14 protein-coding genes are annotated in these 18,858 nt (G+C 75.5%); 6 read left to right on the plus strand and 8 right to left on the minus strand.

Translation table 11 applies throughout. The features are described from left to right. Positions 1-49 precede the first annotated feature (49 nt). Positions 50-1,660, plus strand: coding sequence for an NAD(P)/FAD-dependent oxidoreductase (locus LPA54_RS18820; RefSeq protein ID WP_228979247.1), 1,611 nt, complete (start codon positions 50-52; stop codon positions 1,658-1,660). 142 nt (positions 1,661-1,802) lie between these two features. On the opposite strand, the gene LPA54_RS18825 is transcribed toward LPA54_RS18820, so the two are convergent. From LPA54_RS18825 to LPA54_RS18850, 6 genes are all read right to left on the minus strand, one after another. Next, a complete protein-coding gene (locus LPA54_RS18825) occupies positions 1,803-2,783 on the minus strand; it encodes an SDR family oxidoreductase (RefSeq protein ID WP_228979249.1) in 981 nt (326 codons plus the stop codon). Between the two features lie 85 nt (positions 2,784-2,868). Next, entirely contained in the window at positions 2,869-4,881 is a 2,013-nt protein-coding gene (locus LPA54_RS18830) for a transglycosylase domain-containing protein (protein ID WP_228979252.1), read from the minus strand. 110 nt (positions 4,882-4,991) lie between these two features. Continuing rightward, positions 4,992-5,924 carry an ATP-grasp ribosomal peptide maturase gene (gene tgmB, locus LPA54_RS18835; RefSeq protein WP_228979254.1) on the minus strand — a complete coding sequence of 311 codons (933 nt, stop codon included), beginning with the start codon at positions 5,922-5,924 and terminating at the stop codon, positions 4,992-4,994. A gap of 16 nt (positions 5,925-5,940) precedes the next feature. Beyond that, the gene (gene tgmA, locus LPA54_RS18840) at positions 5,941-6,138 is read right to left on the minus strand and encodes a putative ATP-grasp-modified RiPP (protein WP_228979256.1); all 198 of its coding nucleotides are present in this window, start codon (positions 6,136-6,138) and stop codon (positions 5,941-5,943) included. 87 nt (positions 6,139-6,225) lie between these two features. After that, entirely contained in the window at positions 6,226-8,016 is a 1,791-nt protein-coding gene (locus LPA54_RS18845) for a S8 family serine peptidase (protein WP_228979259.1), read from the minus strand. 293 nt (positions 8,017-8,309) lie between these two features. Continuing rightward, on the minus strand, positions 8,310-9,245 hold the full coding sequence (locus LPA54_RS18850; protein ID WP_228979261.1) for a MerR family transcriptional regulator: 936 nt from the start codon (positions 9,243-9,245) through the stop codon (positions 8,310-8,312). Between the two features lie 468 nt (positions 9,246-9,713). Between LPA54_RS18850 and LPA54_RS18855 the strand changes: the two genes are divergently transcribed. From LPA54_RS18855 to LPA54_RS18865, 3 genes are all read left to right on the plus strand, one after another. Further along, positions 9,714-10,754: a terpene synthase family protein gene (locus LPA54_RS18855; protein ID WP_228979263.1), complete on the plus strand. Its 1,041-nt coding sequence runs from the start codon at positions 9,714-9,716 to the stop codon at positions 10,752-10,754. An 11-nt stretch (positions 10,755-10,765) separates the two neighbouring features. After that, positions 10,766-12,271 (plus strand): cytochrome P450, encoded by a 1,506-nt coding sequence (locus LPA54_RS18860; protein ID WP_228979266.1) that lies wholly within the window; start codon positions 10,766-10,768, stop codon positions 12,269-12,271. A gap of 143 nt (positions 12,272-12,414) precedes the next feature. Continuing rightward, the gene (locus LPA54_RS18865) at positions 12,415-15,330 is read left to right on the plus strand and encodes an AAA family ATPase (RefSeq protein ID WP_228979268.1); all 2,916 of its coding nucleotides are present in this window, start codon (positions 12,415-12,417) and stop codon (positions 15,328-15,330) included. A gap of 111 nt (positions 15,331-15,441) precedes the next feature. On the opposite strand, the gene LPA54_RS18870 is transcribed toward LPA54_RS18865, so the two are convergent. Together LPA54_RS18870 and LPA54_RS18875 are read right to left on the minus strand one after the other, a co-directional pair. Next, positions 15,442-16,251 carry a class I SAM-dependent methyltransferase gene (locus tag LPA54_RS18870; protein WP_228979269.1) on the minus strand — a complete coding sequence of 270 codons (810 nt, stop codon included), beginning with the start codon at positions 16,249-16,251 and terminating at the stop codon, positions 15,442-15,444. Positions 16,252-16,387: 136 nt separating this feature from the next. Beyond that, positions 16,388-17,335, minus strand: a complete 948-nt coding sequence (locus LPA54_RS18875) for a pentapeptide repeat-containing protein (RefSeq protein ID WP_228979271.1) — start codon at positions 17,333-17,335, stop codon at positions 16,388-16,390. Positions 17,336-17,503: 168 nt separating this feature from the next. On the opposite strand from LPA54_RS18875, the gene LPA54_RS18880 reads away from it, so the two are divergent. Then, positions 17,504-18,382, plus strand: a complete 879-nt coding sequence (locus LPA54_RS18880) for an MEDS domain-containing protein (protein ID WP_228979273.1) — start codon at positions 17,504-17,506, stop codon at positions 18,380-18,382. Positions 18,383-18,386: 4 nt separating this feature from the next. Beyond that, complete coding sequence (locus LPA54_RS18885; protein WP_228979274.1) at positions 18,387-18,821, plus strand: ATP-binding protein; 435 nt, start codon at positions 18,387-18,389, stop codon at positions 18,819-18,821. Positions 18,822-18,858: the final 37 nt, after the last annotated feature.

The raw sequence follows: 18,858 nt of genomic DNA on the forward strand, positions 1-18,858 counted from the left end.
GCCCCCAAACCCCTTGCACCCCCTGGACCCCGTGGAAGGAACCCCCCCCATGCCCGACGCCGTCGTCATCGGAGCCGGGCCCAACGGGCTGGTCGCCGCCAACCTCCTGGCCGACCGGGGCTGGACGGTCGAGGTCCTGGAAGCACAGGACGCGCCCGGCGGCGCCGTGCGCAGCGACCGCGGCGTCCACCCGGACCACGTCAACGACCTGTTCAGCTCCTTCTACCCGCTCGCCGCCGCCTCCCCGGTCGTCCGCGGCCTGCGCCTCCACGAGTACGGGCTCACCTGGAGCCACGCGCCGGCCGTCGTCGCCCACCCGCTCACGGACGGGCGCTGCGCCGTCCTGGAACGCGACCCGGACCGCACCGCCGAGGACCTGGAGCGCTTCGCCCCCGGCGACGGCGACGCCTGGCGGGAGCTGTGCGCGCTGTGGGACCGGGTCGGTGACGACGCGCTGCGCGCCCTGTTCACCCCCTTCCCGCCCGTACGGTCCGGGCTGCGCCTCGCCGCCCGGCTGCGCGGGCCCGACGGGCTGCGCCTGCTGCGCACCGCCCTGCTGCCCGCCCGGCGCATGGGCGAGGAGACGTTCGCGGGCGACGGCGGGCGGCTGCTGCTCGCGGGCAACGCCCTGCACGCCGACCTGTCCCCGGAGACGGCACTCGGCGGCGGCTTCGGCTGGCTCATGTGCATGCTCGGCCAGACGGTGGGCTTTCCCGTGCCCACCGGCGGCGCGGGTGCCCTCACCGACGCCCTGGTCCGCCGCCTGGCCGACCGCGGCGTGACCGTGCGCTGCGGGCGGCGCGTCACGGAGGTCGTCGTCCGCGACGGGCGGGCGCACGGCGTGCGCACCGCCGACGGCGAGACCGTCACGGCACGCCGGGCCGTCCTCGCCGACGTGCCCGCGCCGGCCCTCTACGGCGACCTGGTCGCCTGGGAGCACCTGCCGGACCGCGTCCGCGACGACATGCGCCGCTTCCAGTGGGACTTCGCCACGGTGAAGGTGGACTGGGCGCTGGACCGGCCGGTCCCGTGGGCGACGGAGGGCCCCGCGCGCGCCGGGACGGTCCACCTCGCCGACGGCGTCGACGAACTGACCCGCTTCGCCGCGCAGATCGCCATGGGCCTCGTCCCCGACCGCCCGTTCCTGCTCTTCGGGCAGATGACCACGGCCGACCCCTCCCGCTCGCCCGCCGGCACGGAGTCGGCCTGGGCGTACACGCACGTGCCCAGGAGCATCACCGGCGACGCCGGACCCGACGGCATCACCGGCGCCTGGACCCCCGCCGACGGGCAGCGCATGGCGGACCGCGTCGAGGCGGTCGTGGAGCGGTTCGCGCCCGGCTTCCGCGGCACGGTACGGGCCCGTCGCGTCCTCACCCCGCTCACCCTGGAGGCCCTGGACGCCAACCTGCGCGGCGGCGCCGTCAACGGCGGTACCACCGCGCTCCACCAGCAGCTGGTGTTCCGCCCCGTCCCCGGGACCGGCCGGCCCGAGACGCCCGTGCGGGGCCTGTACCTGGCCTCCGCCTCCGCCCACCCGGGCGGTGGCGTGCACGGCGCGCCCGGCGCCAACGCGGCGCGGGCCGCCCTGCACGCGAGCGGCGCGCCGTTCGCGAGCCTGCTCACGGCGGGCCAGCGCCTCCTGACCGGCCGCGCCTGAGCATCCGGGCCGCGCCTGCACGGCCCGCCTCCGACCGGGCCCGCGCCGGACGACCCACCACCGACCGGGCCCGCGCCGGACGACCCGCCCGCGACACGGACAGGGCCCGCCGTGGGGCCTTCCGACGGGACAGCCGTGGGCCCTACCGCGGACGTGTCCGGCGTACCGCACCGGCGGCGGTCGCCGCGGCCAGTACGGCGGCCCCGGTGAGCCGCCGGCCGGCCGTGCGCGCCGCGCCGTGCCAGCCGCCCCGCGCGGAACCCGGCCCGGACGGCGGCGCGTACAGGGTGCCCTCGCGCTGCGGGGCGCTCCGCCCGCGTACGAAGTGGGTCCGGTCCACCTTGACGGCGAGGGCCCGGCCGAGCGGGCCGGGCGCGACCGACGCCGCCAGCCGCACCGCGTGCCCGGCCGCGCCGACGACCACCTCGTCGCGCGGCCTGCGCACGGCGCCGCGGACCGCCCGGGCGACGCGTTCGGGCGTGTACACCGGTGGCATCGCGCGCACCTCGCGGCCGCTGCGGTTGGCCAGGTGCCGGAAGAACGGGGTGTCCACGGTCGGCGGCAGCACCGTGCAGACGTGTACGCCGCGCACGCCCTCCAGGCGCAGCTCCTGTCTCAGGCACGCGTCGAACGCCCGCAGCGCGTGCTTCGACATCGTGTAGGCGCTGTTGTACGGCGAGCCGGTCAGGCCCAGCACCGACGCCACGTCGACCAGGACGCCGGCGCCCTGCGCGCGCATCAGCGGCAGCGCCGCGCGGGCCGCGTTCACGCAGCCGACGACGTTGACGTCCAGCACCCGGCGCACGTCCTCGGGCGGTACGTCCTCCACCGCGCCGAAGACGGCGACGGCCGCGGCGCTCACCCACACGTCGACCCGGCCGAACTCGGCCACCGCCCGCCGGGCGAGCGCCTCCACGGCCGCCTCGTCGGACACGTCCGTCGGCTGGACCACCGCCCGGGTCCCCCGGTGGGCCCGGCACTCCCGCGCGGCCGCCTCCAGCGCCTCCGTCCCGCGGGCGGCCAGCACCAGCGAGCTGCCCCGCCGGGCGAAGTCCCGGGCGACCGCGCGGCCGATGCCGCTGGACGCCCCGGTGATCACGACGACCAGGCCCTTGGTGTGCACACGTACCTCCGGTGCCGGTTCTCGGGGGTTCTCGGGGGTTCTCGGGGTTCCGCAGTCCCGGAGTACCCGCACCCGCCCGCCCCACTCACTCCGCCGCCCGCGCCCCGGCTCCGCCCCCGCCCTCGCCGGCCGCCGCGCTCGCGGCCATGTACGCCGACCACACCCGCAGCGCCGGCCCGCCGGCGCTCGGATCCACGCCCCCGGCACCCGCCGCCCCGGCACCCGCGTCCTCCGCCCCGGAGTCCCCGGCGCTCCCGGAACCGCCGGCGCCCCCGTATTCCCCGGCGCCCCCGGAGTCCCCGGCACCCGCCCCGGTGAGCGGCAGCAGGCCGCCGCCGTCCGGGCGGGTGCGGAAGACGGTCACCGCCGTCGACAGCTCCTCGCCGTAACCGACGAACCACGCGGCGGGCGACCGGTCCCGGTCGCCCGTGCGGCCGGCGGCGATCGGACCGAGGGCGGCCAGGGTCGCGGGGTCCACCGCGTCCACCGCCACGTCCCGCAGCCCGCGCGCCACCTCCCGTGCCACGTCCGGGTCGAGCACCTGCCGGGCGGGCGGTCGCTCCAGGCCCGCCACCGGCACGCCCCGGTACGTCACCGCCGTCACCGAGTACGGATCGGCGCGCCGCCCGCCGGAGGCGAACGTGGCGTACGCCCCGGCCATCCGGATCGCGCTCGGCGTGGACGTGCCGAGCGCGAACGCCGGCTCCAACGGCGCCATGCTGCGCGGCAGCAACCCCGCGTCTACCGCGACCTCCCGCACCCCGGCCGGCCCGACGGCCTCCCCGAGCCGCAGGAACGCCCCGGGGTCGCCCCGCACGAGCGCCCGGCGCAGCGCGAGGGCGCGGCGCGGCGTGTCGTCGCCGACGAGGCCCCGCTGCAGGGCGGCCGCCACGACGAACGGGGTGAACGCCGATCCGGCCGGGACGCCCGCCGTGTCGGCGTTGCTGGAGAAGTGCCGGGTCGCGTCGGGGCCCCCGTACAGCGCCAGCACCGCCCCGTCGCCCGGCCGCACCGACGCCGCGCCCACCTGCACCGCGCCGTCCCGTGCCGCACCGCTCGCCCCCTCCGCCCCGGGACTTCCGGCGTCCGCCCCGGGACCCCCGGCGTCCGCCGCCGGGCCCGCGTCCTCGACGGCCCGCCGCAGCCGCTCCACCGCCGCCCGGTCGAACGTCGTGCGGATCCGGTACCCGCCGCGCCCGAGCGCCTCCGGGGTCAGACCCGTCCGGTTGCGCAGGTCCTTGTCGGCCGCGTCGACCAGGTAGCCGACCTGGCCCGCCAGGCCGTTCGCCACCGACCGGGGCCGCGGCTCGGGGAACACCGTGTGGGCGGCCCGCTCGTCCGGCGTCATCAGCCCGAGCTCCACCTGCCGGTCCAGCACGTACCGCCACCGCGCCTCCGCCCGCCGCCGGTGCTCCTCACCGAGGGCCGGGTCGTACAGGTCGCCGCCCTTGAGGAGGGCGGCGAGCAGGGCGCTGCGGGAAGGGTCCAGGTCCCGCGCGTCGGTGCCGTAGTACGCCACGGCGGCGGCCTGCACGCCGTACGCGCCACGCCCGAACCAGCTGGTGTTGAGGTACCCCTGGAGGATCTCGTCCTTCGACAGGGTCCGCGACAGCTTCACCGACAGGAACAGCTCGCGCACCTTCCGGGACGCCGTCCGCTCCTGCGTCAGATAGGTGTTCTTCACGTACTGCTGGGTGATCGTCGACCCGCCCTGGAGCTCGCCGCCCCGGGCCGTGGCGACCACGGCGCGGGCCAGGCCGCGCACCGAGAACCCGGGGTCGCTGTAGAAGGTGGCGTTCTCCGTGGCGATCACGGCGTCGCGCAGCGGTCCCGGGACGTCGGACAGCGGGACGTTCTGCCGGTTGACCGGCCCCACGCTCGCCATCTGCGTGCCGTCGGCCCAGTAGTAGACGGTGGCCTCGGACCGCGCCTCGGCGTTGACGTCGGGGATGGGCGTCGTGGCGTACACCCACCCGGCCAGCCCGACGACCGCCGCCAGGCCCAGCAGCGCGACGCCGAGCCACTGCCGCCACGACGGCAGGAACCGCGCGGGGCCGCGGCGCCCCCGGCGCGGGTAGTCGAGACGGACGCGTGTCACGGTGGGGGCCTCCTCGGTGCGGTGGAGCGGCTGCGTCCTCTCCTACGGGGTGCGCGGGCGACCCGTTCAGCCGCGCCGCGCCGCCGGTCGGCCGGCGGCGCGCCCGCCGCTCACCGCCGGTCCACGCCGGCCAGCCACGACGCGACCGCCCGCGCCAGGGGCAGCCCCGTCTCCAGCTCCACGAAGCCGAACTGGCCGCCCTGGTTGCATTCCAGGAACCACCACACGCCGTCCGCGTCCTCGGCGAAGTCGAAGGCGCCGTAGGCGAGTCCGGCCGTCGCCGTGTACGCACGCACGGCGCCCGCGACCCGCTCGGGTACCTCCGCGGGCTCCCAGCCGTGGCCGGTGTCGCCGTACCGGCCGTCCACCTGGCCGGGCGCGGACCGCTTGCGCGCGGCGAACAACCGTCCGCCCACCGCCGTCAGCCGCACGTCGGCCCGCCGGGGGACGTACCGCTGGAGGAGGGTGGGGGCGGCGGCGACGGCGGCGAAGTCCGCGTCCGGCCCCACCAGCGCGGTGGGCACGAGCAGTCCCGGCTCCTCGCGCGGCGGCCCGGACAGGGTCTTCACCACCACCCGCCGGTGCCGGGCGGCGAACTCCTCGGCGGCCCGGGGGAACGTCGTCACGATCGTCGGCGGCACGGCGAGACCGCTGCGGTGCGCCACCCTCAGCTGCCAGGGCTTGAGCCGGGCCCGCTCGGCCGCGGCCGGATGGTTCATCCAGCGGGCGGCCGTGGACGACAGCATCCCGTACAGGGCCTGGCCGGTCTCGGCGGCGAGCCAGGCCGTCGCCCCCGGCGCCCGCGAGGCCGGCGCGCCCGGCCGGCGCACCCACACACCGCGCACCGCCGCCGTGCCGACCAGCCGCCCGTCCACCGACAGGTGGCCGTGGAAGTCGCCGCGCGCGTACTCGGCGGAGAGCGCGACCCGGCCCGGCAGGTCGGCGGGGTCGAACCGGACCAGGGGGACGCCCAGGACGTCCAGTTCGGCGACCACCAGGTCGGCCGTCACGTCCTCCTCGCACGTCAGCACCAGTACCGTCATCGCGGCGGCCGGCCGGTCAGTCGTCGAAGTGCGTCTGGGACCCGGCCGTCGACGTCGTCGTGCCGGCCGCCCGCAGCACCTCCGGGTCGGCCACGGCGGGCCGCCCGTCGGGCAGGACGTTCAGCTGGCGAGCGGCGTCGTACGCGTACGGCGGGGGCGTGCCGGCGCCGGCGCCGGCCGGCACGGCGTACCGCAGGGCGAACGGTCGTCCCATGACTCTTCCCGATCCCTTCGTCGACCACCGGTGGGTACCGGTGAGTACGGGCCGGGGGCGTGGGGACCTCACCACGGCGCGAACCGGTCAGAAGGTGAGGTTCCAGGCGTCGACACGTCCGGTGTCCTGCGTCGCCACGTCGCGCACGCGCAGCTTCCACGTACCGGCGGCGGTCTCCGCCGAGGCGTCCACGGTGTACGTCTTGACGACGTCGTCACCGCTGTCGTTGTTGGCGAAGTCCTCCAACAGGTAGACCGTGCCGTCCGGGGCGACCAGCGACAGGACGAGGTCGCCGCGGTAGGTGTGCTTGACGTCCACGCCGACCTTGAGGGCGGCCGGGGCGTTGCCGCTCACGCCGGTGACGGTGACGGGGCTCTCCACCGTGCCGTTGTCGACGATCGTCACGTCGGCGGTGTTCTCGAAGTACGCGCCCGGTGTCGGCGTCGAGCCGCCGACGGCCTTCAGCGCGTCGGTCTGCCCCTCGCCGAAGAAGCCGTTCTTCGCGGTGGTGCCCGTGCAGCGGCTGTCGGACGGGCAGGCGGTGTCGGTCGCCTGCGACGCGAGGCGGGCGCGGATGTCGGCCGGGGTGAGCGACGGGTCCACACTGGCCATCAGCGCGGCGACGCCGGCCACGTGCGGGGAGGCCATCGAGGTGCCGTTCATGTTGCCGTACTTGCCGCCCGGGAGCGTGGAGTAGACGCCGTTGGAGCCGTCGCCGCCCGGCGCGGCGACGTCGATGACGTCACGGCCGAAGTTCGAGTACGACGCCTTCACGTTGCCGCGGCCCATGGCGGCGACCGTCACGACGCCCGGCAGCTCGGTGGGGATGTCGACGCAGGCGTTGGTGATGCGGCGGCTCACCGGGGTCGAGTCGTTGGGGCTCGACGTGTCGGTGGTCTTGTTGGCGAGGTCGTAGTTGGAGTTGCCCGCCGCGGCGACCTGGAGGGAGCCCTTGCCCTCGGCGTACGCCTGGGCCCGGCGGACGCCCTCGATGATGGCGGCCTGGTCGGCGTCGTCGGGGCAGTTGAACATCCACGGGTCGGTGTAGTAGCTGTTGTTCGTGACCCGGAAGCCGTGGTCGCCCGCCCACATGAAGCCGCAGATGGTGTTCTCGGCGAAGAACATCGACGTCGTGGGCTCCGCGATGCGGACGGAGGAGATCCGCACGCCCGGCGCGACGCCGATGACGCCCTTGCCGTTCTTCGCGGCGGCGATGGTGCCCGCCACGTGCGTGCCGTGGGTGCCGACGTCGCGCCACGCGCCGGCCCGGGTGTCCGCCCGGCCGTAGGCGCAGGAGACCGAGTCGGCGGCGTTGAAGTTCGGGGCGATGTCCTGGTGACGGTCGTCGACGCCGGTGTCCAGGACGCCGACCTTCACGGCGGCGGAGCCGGTGGTGACGGCCCACGCCTGGTCGGCCCTGATCTGGGTCATGTCCCAGCGGTTGGACTCGGTGAGCGTCGTCGCGCTCTGCGTCGGGGCGGGCGGCAGCGCGGGGGAGTACGCGTCGGCGGGCACGTCCGAGGTGCGGGTCGCGCCGACCTGCTGGACGCCGCTGACGCCGCGCATCGTCGTGGCGAACGACGCGGAGGCGGAGTGGGCGACCACGACGCCGATGGCGTCGTAGTGCGCGAAGACCGTGCCGCCGTTGCCGGTGACGGCGGCACGGACCGCGGAGGTGTCGCCGGGCGCCGTGATCACCAGGTAGGCGCGGGTGCCCGCGGCCCAGGCGCCGGTGGGCGCCGTCACGGCGGTCGGCGCGGCCGCCGCGGCCTGCGGTGCGGCGGCGGCCGGGGCCGCGGGAGCCGCGAGGGCGACGGCCGCGCCGAGGGCGACGGCGGCGACCGAGCGTCTGAGCCCGGCGGATATGTGGGGAAGCATGAGTCCTCCGAAGGCCCGGCGACACGGGAGGCGTCGGACGGGCCGGGATGAGAAGTGGTCGAGCCGCAAGATCTCAGATGTGGGCACGTCAAGGGAAGTACCGTTTCGCCATCGGTTGTTCGCCCTCCGGACGGACATAGGCGGCCCAAGTGCGGCAAAGGCGGGCCGAATCGGCGGCCCGTCTCGGCACCCGGCACCCCCGCCGCCGTGGAACCGCCCCCTCCGTCGGGCGGCCCCCGCCGGACGCCGCCCGCCGTTCCCCCGATTCGGCCGGCTCAGCCGGCTCAGCCGGCTCAGCCGGCGGCCGACACCTCGGCGGCCAGCGCCGCCCGGAGCCAGTCGTCGGTGGCGCCGAACGTCGGCTCGGGCGACGCGGCCAACTCCGCCGTTAGCCGCCAGAAGCGGTCGACGCTCGGCTGGGCGAGCTCGTCGAGGTAGACGGCGAGGCGGCGCCGGAAGGCGGGCGTGTCCCGCAGGCCGCGCGCCCCGGCGTGGGCCGCCACGAAGGCGTCGAGCGCCCCGCCGGCTGGCTGCCGCGCCGCCCGCAGTCCGGGCGCCGCCGCCGCGTACACCTCGGCCAGGGCCTCGTACAGCACGGCGGGCCGGCAGGCGCCGCCCGGGTCGGCCGGCACCCTCCGGCACACGGTGACCGCGCCGCCCGCGCCCCCCGTGCCCGACGCGTCCGCCGCGAGGGCGGTGAGGCGCGCGAGGGCCAGCACCTGGGCCGGCGTCGGCTCCGCGGGCGGCTGCGGGACCGCCGCGTCGCAGATGGCCGAGAACAGTCGGGCGGGCAACCTCGGCGGGAGGACCCGCCGCAGGAAACGCGCCACCGGCGCCGTACTGGGCGGAGTCTCCAACGACCCCACCAGCCTCAGCCGTTCGGCGCGCTCCTCCGCCGGGCTCTCCTGCAGCAGTCGCAGCGCCGCCTCCCGCCAGCGCAGTGCCGCCATGCGCGAACCCACCTCCCGCAGGTGCTCCGCGAGGACGTCCTCCAGCGCCACCTCCCGCTCCAGGACCCGGCCGACGGCGGAGACCGGCACGTCGAGGCCGCGCAGCGAACGGATCAGGCGCAGCCGGTCGAGCGCCCCGGGCCCGTAGCGGCGGTGCCCGCCCGCGCTGCGCCCGTCCTCCGGCAGCAGGCCGAGGTCCGAGTAGAAGCGCACGGTCTTCACGGTGGCACCCGCCCGTTCGGCGAGCTCGCCGATGCTCCACGTCCCGTCGTCGGACACCTGCGAACCTCCTGACCTGGGGCGTCGGCGCGACCCTCACCGTACCGGGACGGGCCGCCGCGCCACCGGCGTACCGGTGCACCCGACCGGCGGCCGGATTGCGGTCCGCGCCCGGCGCGCCGGGGGGCGCGCCGGCGACCGCACCCCCGAAAACGGCACCGAACGGTCGAAATATCGTGCCCGCATATGCCTTTCCGATTACCCGCCCCGCATTTGCCCATAGCACACTTCGGGCTGCGAGTGGGATTATATTGACAGTGCAGTCAGCGGTACGGGTTAATGGAGACGAATGGCTTCAAAGCGCGGCTCGTCGTTCTCGCGCAAGGGGGAATCGAGCCGCTCCGCGACCGGAGCAGGCGAGGTTGCCACGGTGTTGTGACAGCTCGGCCGTGAGCCCGAATGCGGTCGCGGGCCGCATGGCACGTGCGCGGAGAATGGCGGACCGGGATTTCCTTCGGAGGGACATCGATGCCCCATCTCGACTCTTTCACGATTCCGGAATTTCATCTTCCTTTTGAGAACTCCAAGGACCCGGCCGCGGACCGCGCCAACGCCGAGGCGACCGCCTGGGCCGTGGAGCGGGGGCTGATCGAGGGCGCCGCCGAACAGTTCGCCGGCATCGGCTTCGGGCACCTGACGGCGCGGGTCGACCGCGGCGCCCCGTACGAGCGCATCGTGCTGCTGTCCGCGTGGATGGCCTGGTCGTTCGTCCTCGACGACCAGCACGACCTGCTCATCAGGGAGGGCCGCCTCGACGGCTGGCAGCCGGTCTCCGACGCGATCACCCGCCATGTCACGGGCGAGCGTTCCGGCCGGCCGGGCGCGGCCCCGCCCAGCGCGCTGGTCGACACCTTCGTCGAGCTCTGCGACCGGATCCTGGCCGGTATGCCCCCCTCGATCCAGGACCGCTACCGGCTCCACGTGCCGCGCATGCTGCGCTCCCTGGACGAGGAGGCCGCCAACCGGCGCCCCGGCCACCGGCCCACCGTCGAGGAGTACGTCCTCACCCGCCGGCACAGTTCCCAACTCCTGCCCATGATGGACATGGTCGAGGCCGACCAGGGCATCGAGGTGCCCTCCGGAGTGCGCCGCAGCCCCGCCTTCCAGGAGCTCGCCTGGAGCGCCATCGACGTCATCTCGTGGGGCAACGACGTGTTCTCGCTGCCCAAGGAGTACTCCTGCGGGGACACCAACAACCTCGCGGCCCTGCTGGCCGCCTGGCACGGCCTCACCCTCACCGACGCCGTGCGCGCGGTGGAGGAGCGCGTCCACGCCCGCGTCGAGGACTTCCTCGCCGCCGCCCGGCGCCTGCCCGCCGCGCTGGACCGGCTCGGCGTCCGCGACACCGCCGCGCGCACCGCCGTCGACCGCTGCGTCCGCAGCTACGAGGACTGGATGATCGGCGCCGACCTCTGGCAGCGTTACGACTGCACGCGGTACCGGGACGAGCGGTTCGCCGCCGGCCTCGAAGCCGCGTACACCCGACCGGACCTGCTCTCCGCGGCATGAGGGGAAATCCCGTGGCCCGTACCAGCCACCGCACGTCCACCGACGGCCCCGACCGGCCCGACGGCCCGACCCGAACCGGCACCGACGGGCCCCGCACCGACGGGCCCCGCACCGACGGGCCCCGCACCGACAAGCCGGGCGCCGACAAGCCCGGCGCCGACAAGCCGGGCGCCGGTCGGCCGGGCCCCACCGCCGTCGCGCCCATGGCGCCCGGGCGGCTGCCCGTCCTCGGCCACGCCCTCCAACTGTGGCGCGGCCCCATCGCCTTCCTGGAGTCGCTGCGCCCCGCCGGGGCCGTCGTCCGCGTCGACCTCGGCGGCTGGCCCCTGCACGTCCTCACCGACCCCGACCTCATCCACACCGTCCTCGTCGGCGAGGCCCAGGACTACGGGCGCGGCCGGATCTTCGAGAAGCTCCGCCCCCTCTTCGGCAACGGCATCGCCACCACCGACGGGGCGTTCCACCGCAAGCAGCGCCGCCTCATGCAGCCGGCGTTCCAGCGCAGCCGCATGAGCCGGTACGCGGAGCTGATGTGCCGCGAGGCGGACGCCATGGCCTCCTCCTGGTCCGCCGGCACGGAGATCCGCGTCGACCGCGAGATGCGCCGGTTCGCGCTCTCCGCCGTCGCCGGCATGATCTTCTCCGGCGACGTCGCGCAGCCCGCGGTGCGCGAGGTGCACCGGTCCTTCCCGATCATCCTGGAGGGGATGCTCGTCCGCACCGTCATGCCCAAGGCGTTCGACCGGCTCCCCATCCCCCTCAACCGGCGCTTCGACGCGGCCGCCACCCGCCTGCGCGCCATCATCGACGAGGTCATCGCCGAGTACGGCCCGGAGGACCGCGGCCGGGACGACCTGATCTCGCTGCTGCTCGCCAGCACCGACACCGAGACGGGCGAGACGATGAGCGCCGAGCAGGTGCGCGACGAACTCATCACCATCCTCTTCGGCGGCACCGAGACGGCCTCCACCACGCTGTCGTGGATCTTCCACGAACTGGCCCGCCACCCCGAGGTGGAGAAGCGGGTCCACGCCGAGGTCGACGCCGTCGTCGGCGACCGCCCCGTGCGCCCCGACGACCTCCCCGCGCTGACGTACACCCGCAGCGTCTTCGAGGAGTCGCTGCGGCTGCACTCGCCGCTGCTCTTCACCCGCCGCACGCTCACGCCGGTCACCCTCGGCGGCGTGGCCATCCCCGCCGGGGCCGAGATCGCCTACAGCCCCTACGCGCTCCACCGCGACCCCGCGCTGTTCCGCGACCCGACCACGTTCGACGCCGACCGCTGGAGCGGCACCGACCCGTCGAGGCTCCCGCGGCTCAACAGCTTCATCCCGTTCGGCGCGGGCCAGCACAAGTGCATCGGTGACGCCTTCGCCGTCGCGGAGATCCTCAGCGCGGTCGCGAGCGTGGCCTCGCGGTGGCACCTGACCCCCGCCCCCGGCAGCGTCGTGAAGGAGGTCCCCGCCGGCATCCCGCTGCCCGACGCGCTGCCCATGGTGCCCGTACCACGCCGCTGACGAGCCGTTTCTGAGCGAGGGTCAGCGGAGAATACACCGCCGACCCCTATCGAGTGGCGATGTTCCGGAAAGAATGGTCATCGGTCGTAACAACCCGTCGCCTTGCCCTTACACTCGGCCGCACGTGCTGGAGGGGGCAAGTGATGACAACGGCCGGAGAACAGCAGGAACGGGACACCGCGCCGCTCCTGGAAGCGCCACTGCTGGAGCGGGAATCGGAACTCCGCGCGATCCGGCGCGCGCTGGACGGTCTGTGCGGCACCTCGGCCGACGGGGCGCACACCACGCGGCAGGGCGGCGTCGTCGCGTTCGCGGGACCGGCGGGGCTCGGGAAGACCACCCTGCTGACCCAGCTCCGCCGGCACGCCGCGGAACGCGGCTGCACGGTGCTGTCCGCGCGCGGCGGCGAGCAGGAGCGGCAGGTGCCGTTCCACGTGATGCGCCAGCTGATCCAGCCGGTCTTCGCCGCCATGACGGAGGAGGAGCGGCGCCAGATCCTCGGCGACTGGTACGACATCGTGGCACCGGCCACGGGCCTGTCCGCGCCCAAGGCCGGCGCCAACCCCGACCCCCAGGGCGTCCGCGACGGACTGGACTGGGTGATCACCAACCTCTCCGTCCGCAGCGGCCCCGTCGTCCTCGTCCTCGACGACGCGCACTGGGCCGACTCCGAGTCGCTGGCCTGGCTCACCGCCTTCGCCGTCCGCGCGGAGGAGCTGGGCATGCTCATCGTCGTCGCCTGCCGCCCCGACGAGCTGCCGCCCGACGCCGTCCCCCTGCACACCCTCGCCGAGCGCAACGGCTCCCGCTCGCACGAGCTGGCCCCGCTCACCTCCGGCGCGGTCGCGCGGATCGTCCGCTCGGTCCTGGGAGAGGGCGCGGACGAGCTGTTCTGCCGCGAGTGCTGGGCGATCACCGGCGGCAACCCCTTCGAGGTCGTCGAACTCGCCGCGAAGGGCCGCGACCGGGGCCTCGCGCCCCGGGAGGAGAGCATCCCCCAGCTCCGCGACCTCGCCTCGGCCGTCAAGGGCAGTGGACTCATAGAACGGCTCGAACAGCTCGGCCCCTCCGCCGTCCGGCTCGCCTGGGCCGCCGCGGTCGTCGGCACGGGCGTCCCGACCACCGTCGTCGGAACGGTCGCCGCGCTCGGCGAGGCACAGCTCGACGACGCCGTGGAACAGCTCCAGGCGGCCCGCATCCTCACCGTGATGTCGCACCTGCGCCACGAGCGGGTCGTGGAGTTCTACCACCCGCTCATCGCCACCGCCGTGTACCGCTCGATCCCGCCGGGCGTCCGCGTCGGCATGCACGGCGTCGCCGCCCAGGCCCTCGTCGACGAGGGGCTCGGCGCCTCGGCCGCCGCCCGCCACATGCTGGAGATGCACCCCGAGGGCGACCCGTGGGTGGTCCAGCAGCTGCGCCGCGCCGCCCGCGACAGCTTCTCCGCCGGCGCGCCCGACGCGGCACGCCGCTACCTGGCCCGCGCGCTGCGCGAACCGCCGGACGTCGAGGACCGCGCCCAGGTCCTCTTCGAGCTGGGCTCCGCCAACCTCCCGCACGAGCCCGCCACCACCGTCAACCAGCTGCGCGCCGCGCTGGAGGAACCCAAGATCGAGCAGGAGCTGCGCGAGGCCGTCACCTACCGGCTCGCCCAGGCCCTCGCCCACACCGGCCAGATGCGGCAGGCCACCGAACTCCTCACCGAGGAGGCCCGCCGCACCACCAGCTCCCGCACCCGGCTGCGCATGCAGGCCGAGCAGTTCAAGTGGAACTCCGTGCACGTCGACGAGCACGACTCGACGGGCCGCTCGCGGCTGCTGACCACGTTCGCCAAGCGCCTCACCGGACGGGACCTCGCCGAGCGGCACATCCTCGGGCTGCGCGCCTGGGACGTCGTGATGCGCGCCGAGCCCGCCGCCCAGTCCCTGGACTACGCCGAGCAGGCGCTGCGCGGCGGCATGAGCTGGACCGACCAGGACTTCGGCTTCGAGGTACCGGCCGTCGTCGCGCTCACCCTGATGTACTGCGACCAGCCCGGCCGCGCCGAGGAACTCTTCCACGACGGCATCGCCGAGTTCGAGGCGAAGGGCTGGCGCGGCGCCCACCTGTCCTTCGCGTACACCCTGCTCGGCTACATCCGCTTCCGGCGGGGCCGGTTCGCCGAGGCCGAGGACTTCGTCCGCAGCGGCCTGCAGATCGCCGACCGCGTCGGGCACGGCATCCCCGCCCAGTGGTACGCCGTCGGCATCCTCATCGAGACGCTCCTCGCCCGGGGCCGCGCCGACGAGGCCCAGCGCGTCGCCGCCCGGTACCGCTTCGGCGCCGACTTCCCCAAGGTCGTGGTCTACCCCGACCCGCAGGCCGTCTGGGGCAAGCTGCTGCTGGCCCGGGGCAGGACCGACGAGGCCGTCCAGCAGCTCACCGCGGCCGGCCGGCGGCTGGAGCGGCGCGGTACCCGCAACCCCGCGTGGAGCCCCTGGCAGCTCGACCTGGCGCTCGCCCTCGCCGACCGCCGCCCGGACGAGGCCCGGAAGAACGCGGACGAGGCGGTGGCCCTCGCCCGCGCGTTCGGCACGGCCAGCGCCGTGGGGCAGGCCCTGCGGGTCGCCGCGGCGATCTCCGAGCCGACCCGTGCCGTCGCCCTGCTGGGGGAGGCCGTCGACCACCTCGAACAGTCTCCAGCGGCCTACGAGCTGGCGCACGCTCTCGTCGACCACGGCACCGTGCTGCGCACTCTCGGCGGCCTCGACCTCGCCGCCCAGCAGCTGTACCGCGGCATGGAGACCGCCGTCGCCTGCGGAGCCGACTCGCTCGCCGCCCGGGCCCGCGGCCAGCTCGCCGCGGCGGGACTGAGGCCCCGGCGCCCCCTCCCCGCCGAACGCGACACCCTCACCACCCTGGAGGAGGCCGCCGCCCGGCACGCCGCCGAGGGACTGGACAACGCCGCCATAGCCGACCGGATGGGCAGCGACGAGCAGTCCGTGTCGGAGCTGCTGTCGGCCGTGTTCACCAAGCTCGGCACCGACCGGCTCGGCCTGTGCCGCGCCCTCGGCCACTGACCCCACCCGCCAGGTGACCGGCCGGCCGGCCGGGGCGACACCCCGGTCGGCCGGCCCGTCACGCGGTCGGCCGGCCCCGTCAGCGGGTCCGCCGGGTGGCCGGCCGGCCCGTCACAGGGCGGCGGGATCCGGCTCCGGGCCCGTCACGCGCAACTTCGACTGGCCGTGCGGCAGACGCTCCCAGTCGTCCATGAACCGCGCCCGCAGACCGTGCCTGCGGGCCAGGGCCATCAGCGTCTCGGTCCGGTAGTAGAAGTCCTCCCTCAGTACCTGGTGCTCCTCGCCCTCCGTACGGTCGAAGGTGAAGTCGAAGAACCCGCCCGGCGCCAGCACCCGCCCCACGTGCGCCAGGCACTCGTCGATGACCTCCAGCGGCGAGTGGGAGAACACGCTGTGCGCGTGGACCACGGTGAAGTGGCCGTCCGGCAGGAAGTCCAGCGTGAGGTCGTCGACCGGCGTCAGGTACGGCATCCGCTCCTGAAGCCCGTACCGCACCAGCGTCCGCTTCGCCTCGATCAGGATGTCGGGGGAGATGTCGATGCCGTAGTAGTGGCCCGGCTCCAGGTGCCGGATGAAGCGCCAACCCGCCCGGAGGTTGCCGCAGCCGATCTCCAGCATCCGGTCCTCGGGCCGCAGACCGTGCCCGACCAGGTAGTCGAACTGCATCCGGCCGATCGCCAGCCACCGTTCGTGCGACGGAGCCCCGCCCACGGCGGCCTCCGGGCTGCGGGCCGTGTCGCTCGCCATCACCCCCCGGTAGTACGCGACGTGGTCGCCGCGGCTGCGCAGCCGCAGCCACAGGTCACGCCCCGCACGCCGTACGTAGGGGACCACCCGGTCCGGGTGCCGCAGCGCGTAGCGCACCTTGTACCCGGGCTTCGACCGGTCCGTCCACGACCGCGAGAACGGACTTGGCGGCATGGCGCCCTCCTGATGTGTGCACGTGTGCGGACAACTGCCGCTCCACGGTGCACCCGGTACGGGGCGGGGCGCCCGGCACGCCACCCGTCCGGGTGCGACGGCACCCGCACGGGGGGCGCCGGCTACTCCGTCCGTGTCACCCGCGGGCCGCGCGGCCCGGCTTCGGCCGCCCCCGCTTCGCGCCCCCCTGTTTCGGCCGACCCTGCTGAGGGCGCCCCGTCCCCGGCCGTCCCGCCTCCGGCCGTCCCGTCTCCGGGCGGGCCGTCCAGTGCGCCGGGCGGACCAGCGCGTCGGGGATCCTGGTCTCCCCGTCGCCCCGGGCGGCGTTCAGCTGCGCCTGGGTGAGGAACAGCGCGCCCGTCAGGTCGGCGCCCGACAGGTCGGCGTCGCGCAGGTCGGCGCCGATCAGGTCCGCCCGGCGCAGATCGGCGCCGGTGAGGTCGGCGGCGATCAGGTACGCGCCGCGCAGGCTCGCCCCCCGGAGCCGGGCGCCGCGCAGCCGGGCGCCCATCAGGTCCGCGCCCCGGTGGTCCCTGCGCGGCCCCGGCACCTCCGCGCGGGCGAGCTCGCCGGCGCGCAGCAGCAGGGCGTTGACCTCCGCCCGCAGCGCCCCCACGTCGAGGGCCGACAGCTCGTCGGCGCCGCCGCGGCTCAGCGCGTCGATCCGGTCGTGCAGCCGGCGCAACTCCCCGTGCACGGGCCGCGCGGCCGGCAGGTCCAGCGCCTCCGCCGCGTACCGCAGCAGCTCGTGCAGCTGCCGTACCACCGGGAAGACCGCGAACATCGCGCCGGCCGTGCCCGGTTCGGCGCGCCAGTCGCGGCCGCCGAACGTCACCTGCGACACCTTCTGTCCGGCCCCCAGGCAGTCGAAGACGGTGCAGCCGGTGTACCCGCTGTCCCGCAGCCGCGTGTGGATGCCGCAGCGGAAGTCCTCCCGCAGGTTCCCGCAGGGCGTACCGGCGGGCTTGTCGGCGGCGAAGTCGGCGGAGCGGGCGAAGGGCAGCGCCACACAGCAGAGCCCGAAGCAGTTCGCGCAGTCGGCCCTCAGGTCGGGACGGTCGGTGTGCGGGATGTGCGGTGGCACGGCGTGGTTCTCCTGCGCGGGCGGGTGGGCGCCTGGTCCGCGGACCGGGTGCGGTCGCGGGCGGCGCGGTGGGCGGTGGGCCGGACGTACGTGCTCATTGTCCCTCCTCGGAACCGCGGCCCGTTCGGTAACGTAGAGCCATGCCACGGTTACACGGGGGTGAGTGACGTGGGCGTGATCGCCGGCGAGGAGCGCCATCCCGGGACACTGCCCGTCCAGCACATGGGGGCCGGGGACCACGCGTTCCTCTGCTACGACGGGGAGGCCCCCGGCTGGGACGTCCTCACGGCCTTCGTGTGGGCGGGACTGGCCCGGGGGGAGAAGGTCATCGTGTTCGGCCCCCCGCGGCTGAGCGAGGCGGAGCTGCGGACGCGGCTGCACGACGCCCCCGGCCCCCTCGTCGCCGCCGGCTTCGCGAGCGCGCAGCTGGAGATGAGCAGCATGCGCGAACTGATCCGGCCCGCACCGCGGTTCACCGCCGACCGGCAGTGGCAGCGGATCACCGAGGAGATCGGCGCCGCCCGGGCCGAGGGGTACAGCGGACTGCGCACCTACATCGACATGGGCTGGGTCGCGGACCTCGGGGCGGACCTCGACCTGATGGTGGACCGCGAGCGCCGGGCCGGGCACCTCTTCGCCGACGGGTTCTACAGCGAGATCTGCGCCTACGAGCGCGACCGCTTCCCCGCGCCGGTGCTGGAGGCGATGTGCCGGGCCCATCCCCGCAACCTCCTGCCGGCGCTGGGCCGTCTGCGCTGCCCGTACGGCGAGGGCGTCCTGCGGGTCATCGGCGACGCGGACACCGCCACGTACGACTGCTTCCGGCGGGCGGTGGACGGCGCGCTCCGCGGCCTTCCGCCGGGCCGGCCCGCCATGGTCGACCTGCGGCGCACCGGCTACCTCGGCCCCGAGTGCGCGGCGGAGCTCGTCGGCGCCCTCACCGGTCCGCCGCCCCTCCGGTCCGTCCGGGTGCGCTGCTCGCCGGGGCACGCGCTGCTGCTGCGGCGCCTGGGCGCGGACCCGGCAGTCCTGGACACGACGGGATAGGCAGATGGCGCTGGAAACGGCCGGGAGGGTGCCCGGCAACGGAGAGGAAGCGGACATCCTGCTGCGGTGTCCGTTCGCCGGCACGGACATCCCCCGGCTGCGGGTGCTCGTGGAGAGCCACGCGGCACAGGTGGGGCTGTCGGAGTCGCGGCGCGGCGACTTCGTGGTGGCGGTCGACGCCGTGGCGGTCAACGCCGTCCGGCACGCGGGCGGTTCGGGTCAGCTGGTGCTCGCCCGGACCGCGCGCGAGCTGGAGTGCCGCGTATCGGACCGGGGCCCGGGCTTCACGGAGGACGTCATCCCCGAGCTGGCGCCGGGCATCGGCGGCGCCGGTCCGGGCCGCGGGCTGTGGCTGACCCGGTTGATCACCGACCGGCTGACCGTCACCCCCGGCCCGGCGGGCGGCAGCACCGTCACCTTCGCCATGCGCCTCGGCTGACGGTCCGCGCCCTCCCGGCGACCGGTGGGGCGGGTGG

The sequence above is a fragment of the Streptomyces sp. DH12 genome (genome assembly GCF_020873895.1).
Classification (GTDB): domain Bacteria; phylum Actinomycetota; class Actinomycetes; order Streptomycetales; family Streptomycetaceae; genus Streptomyces.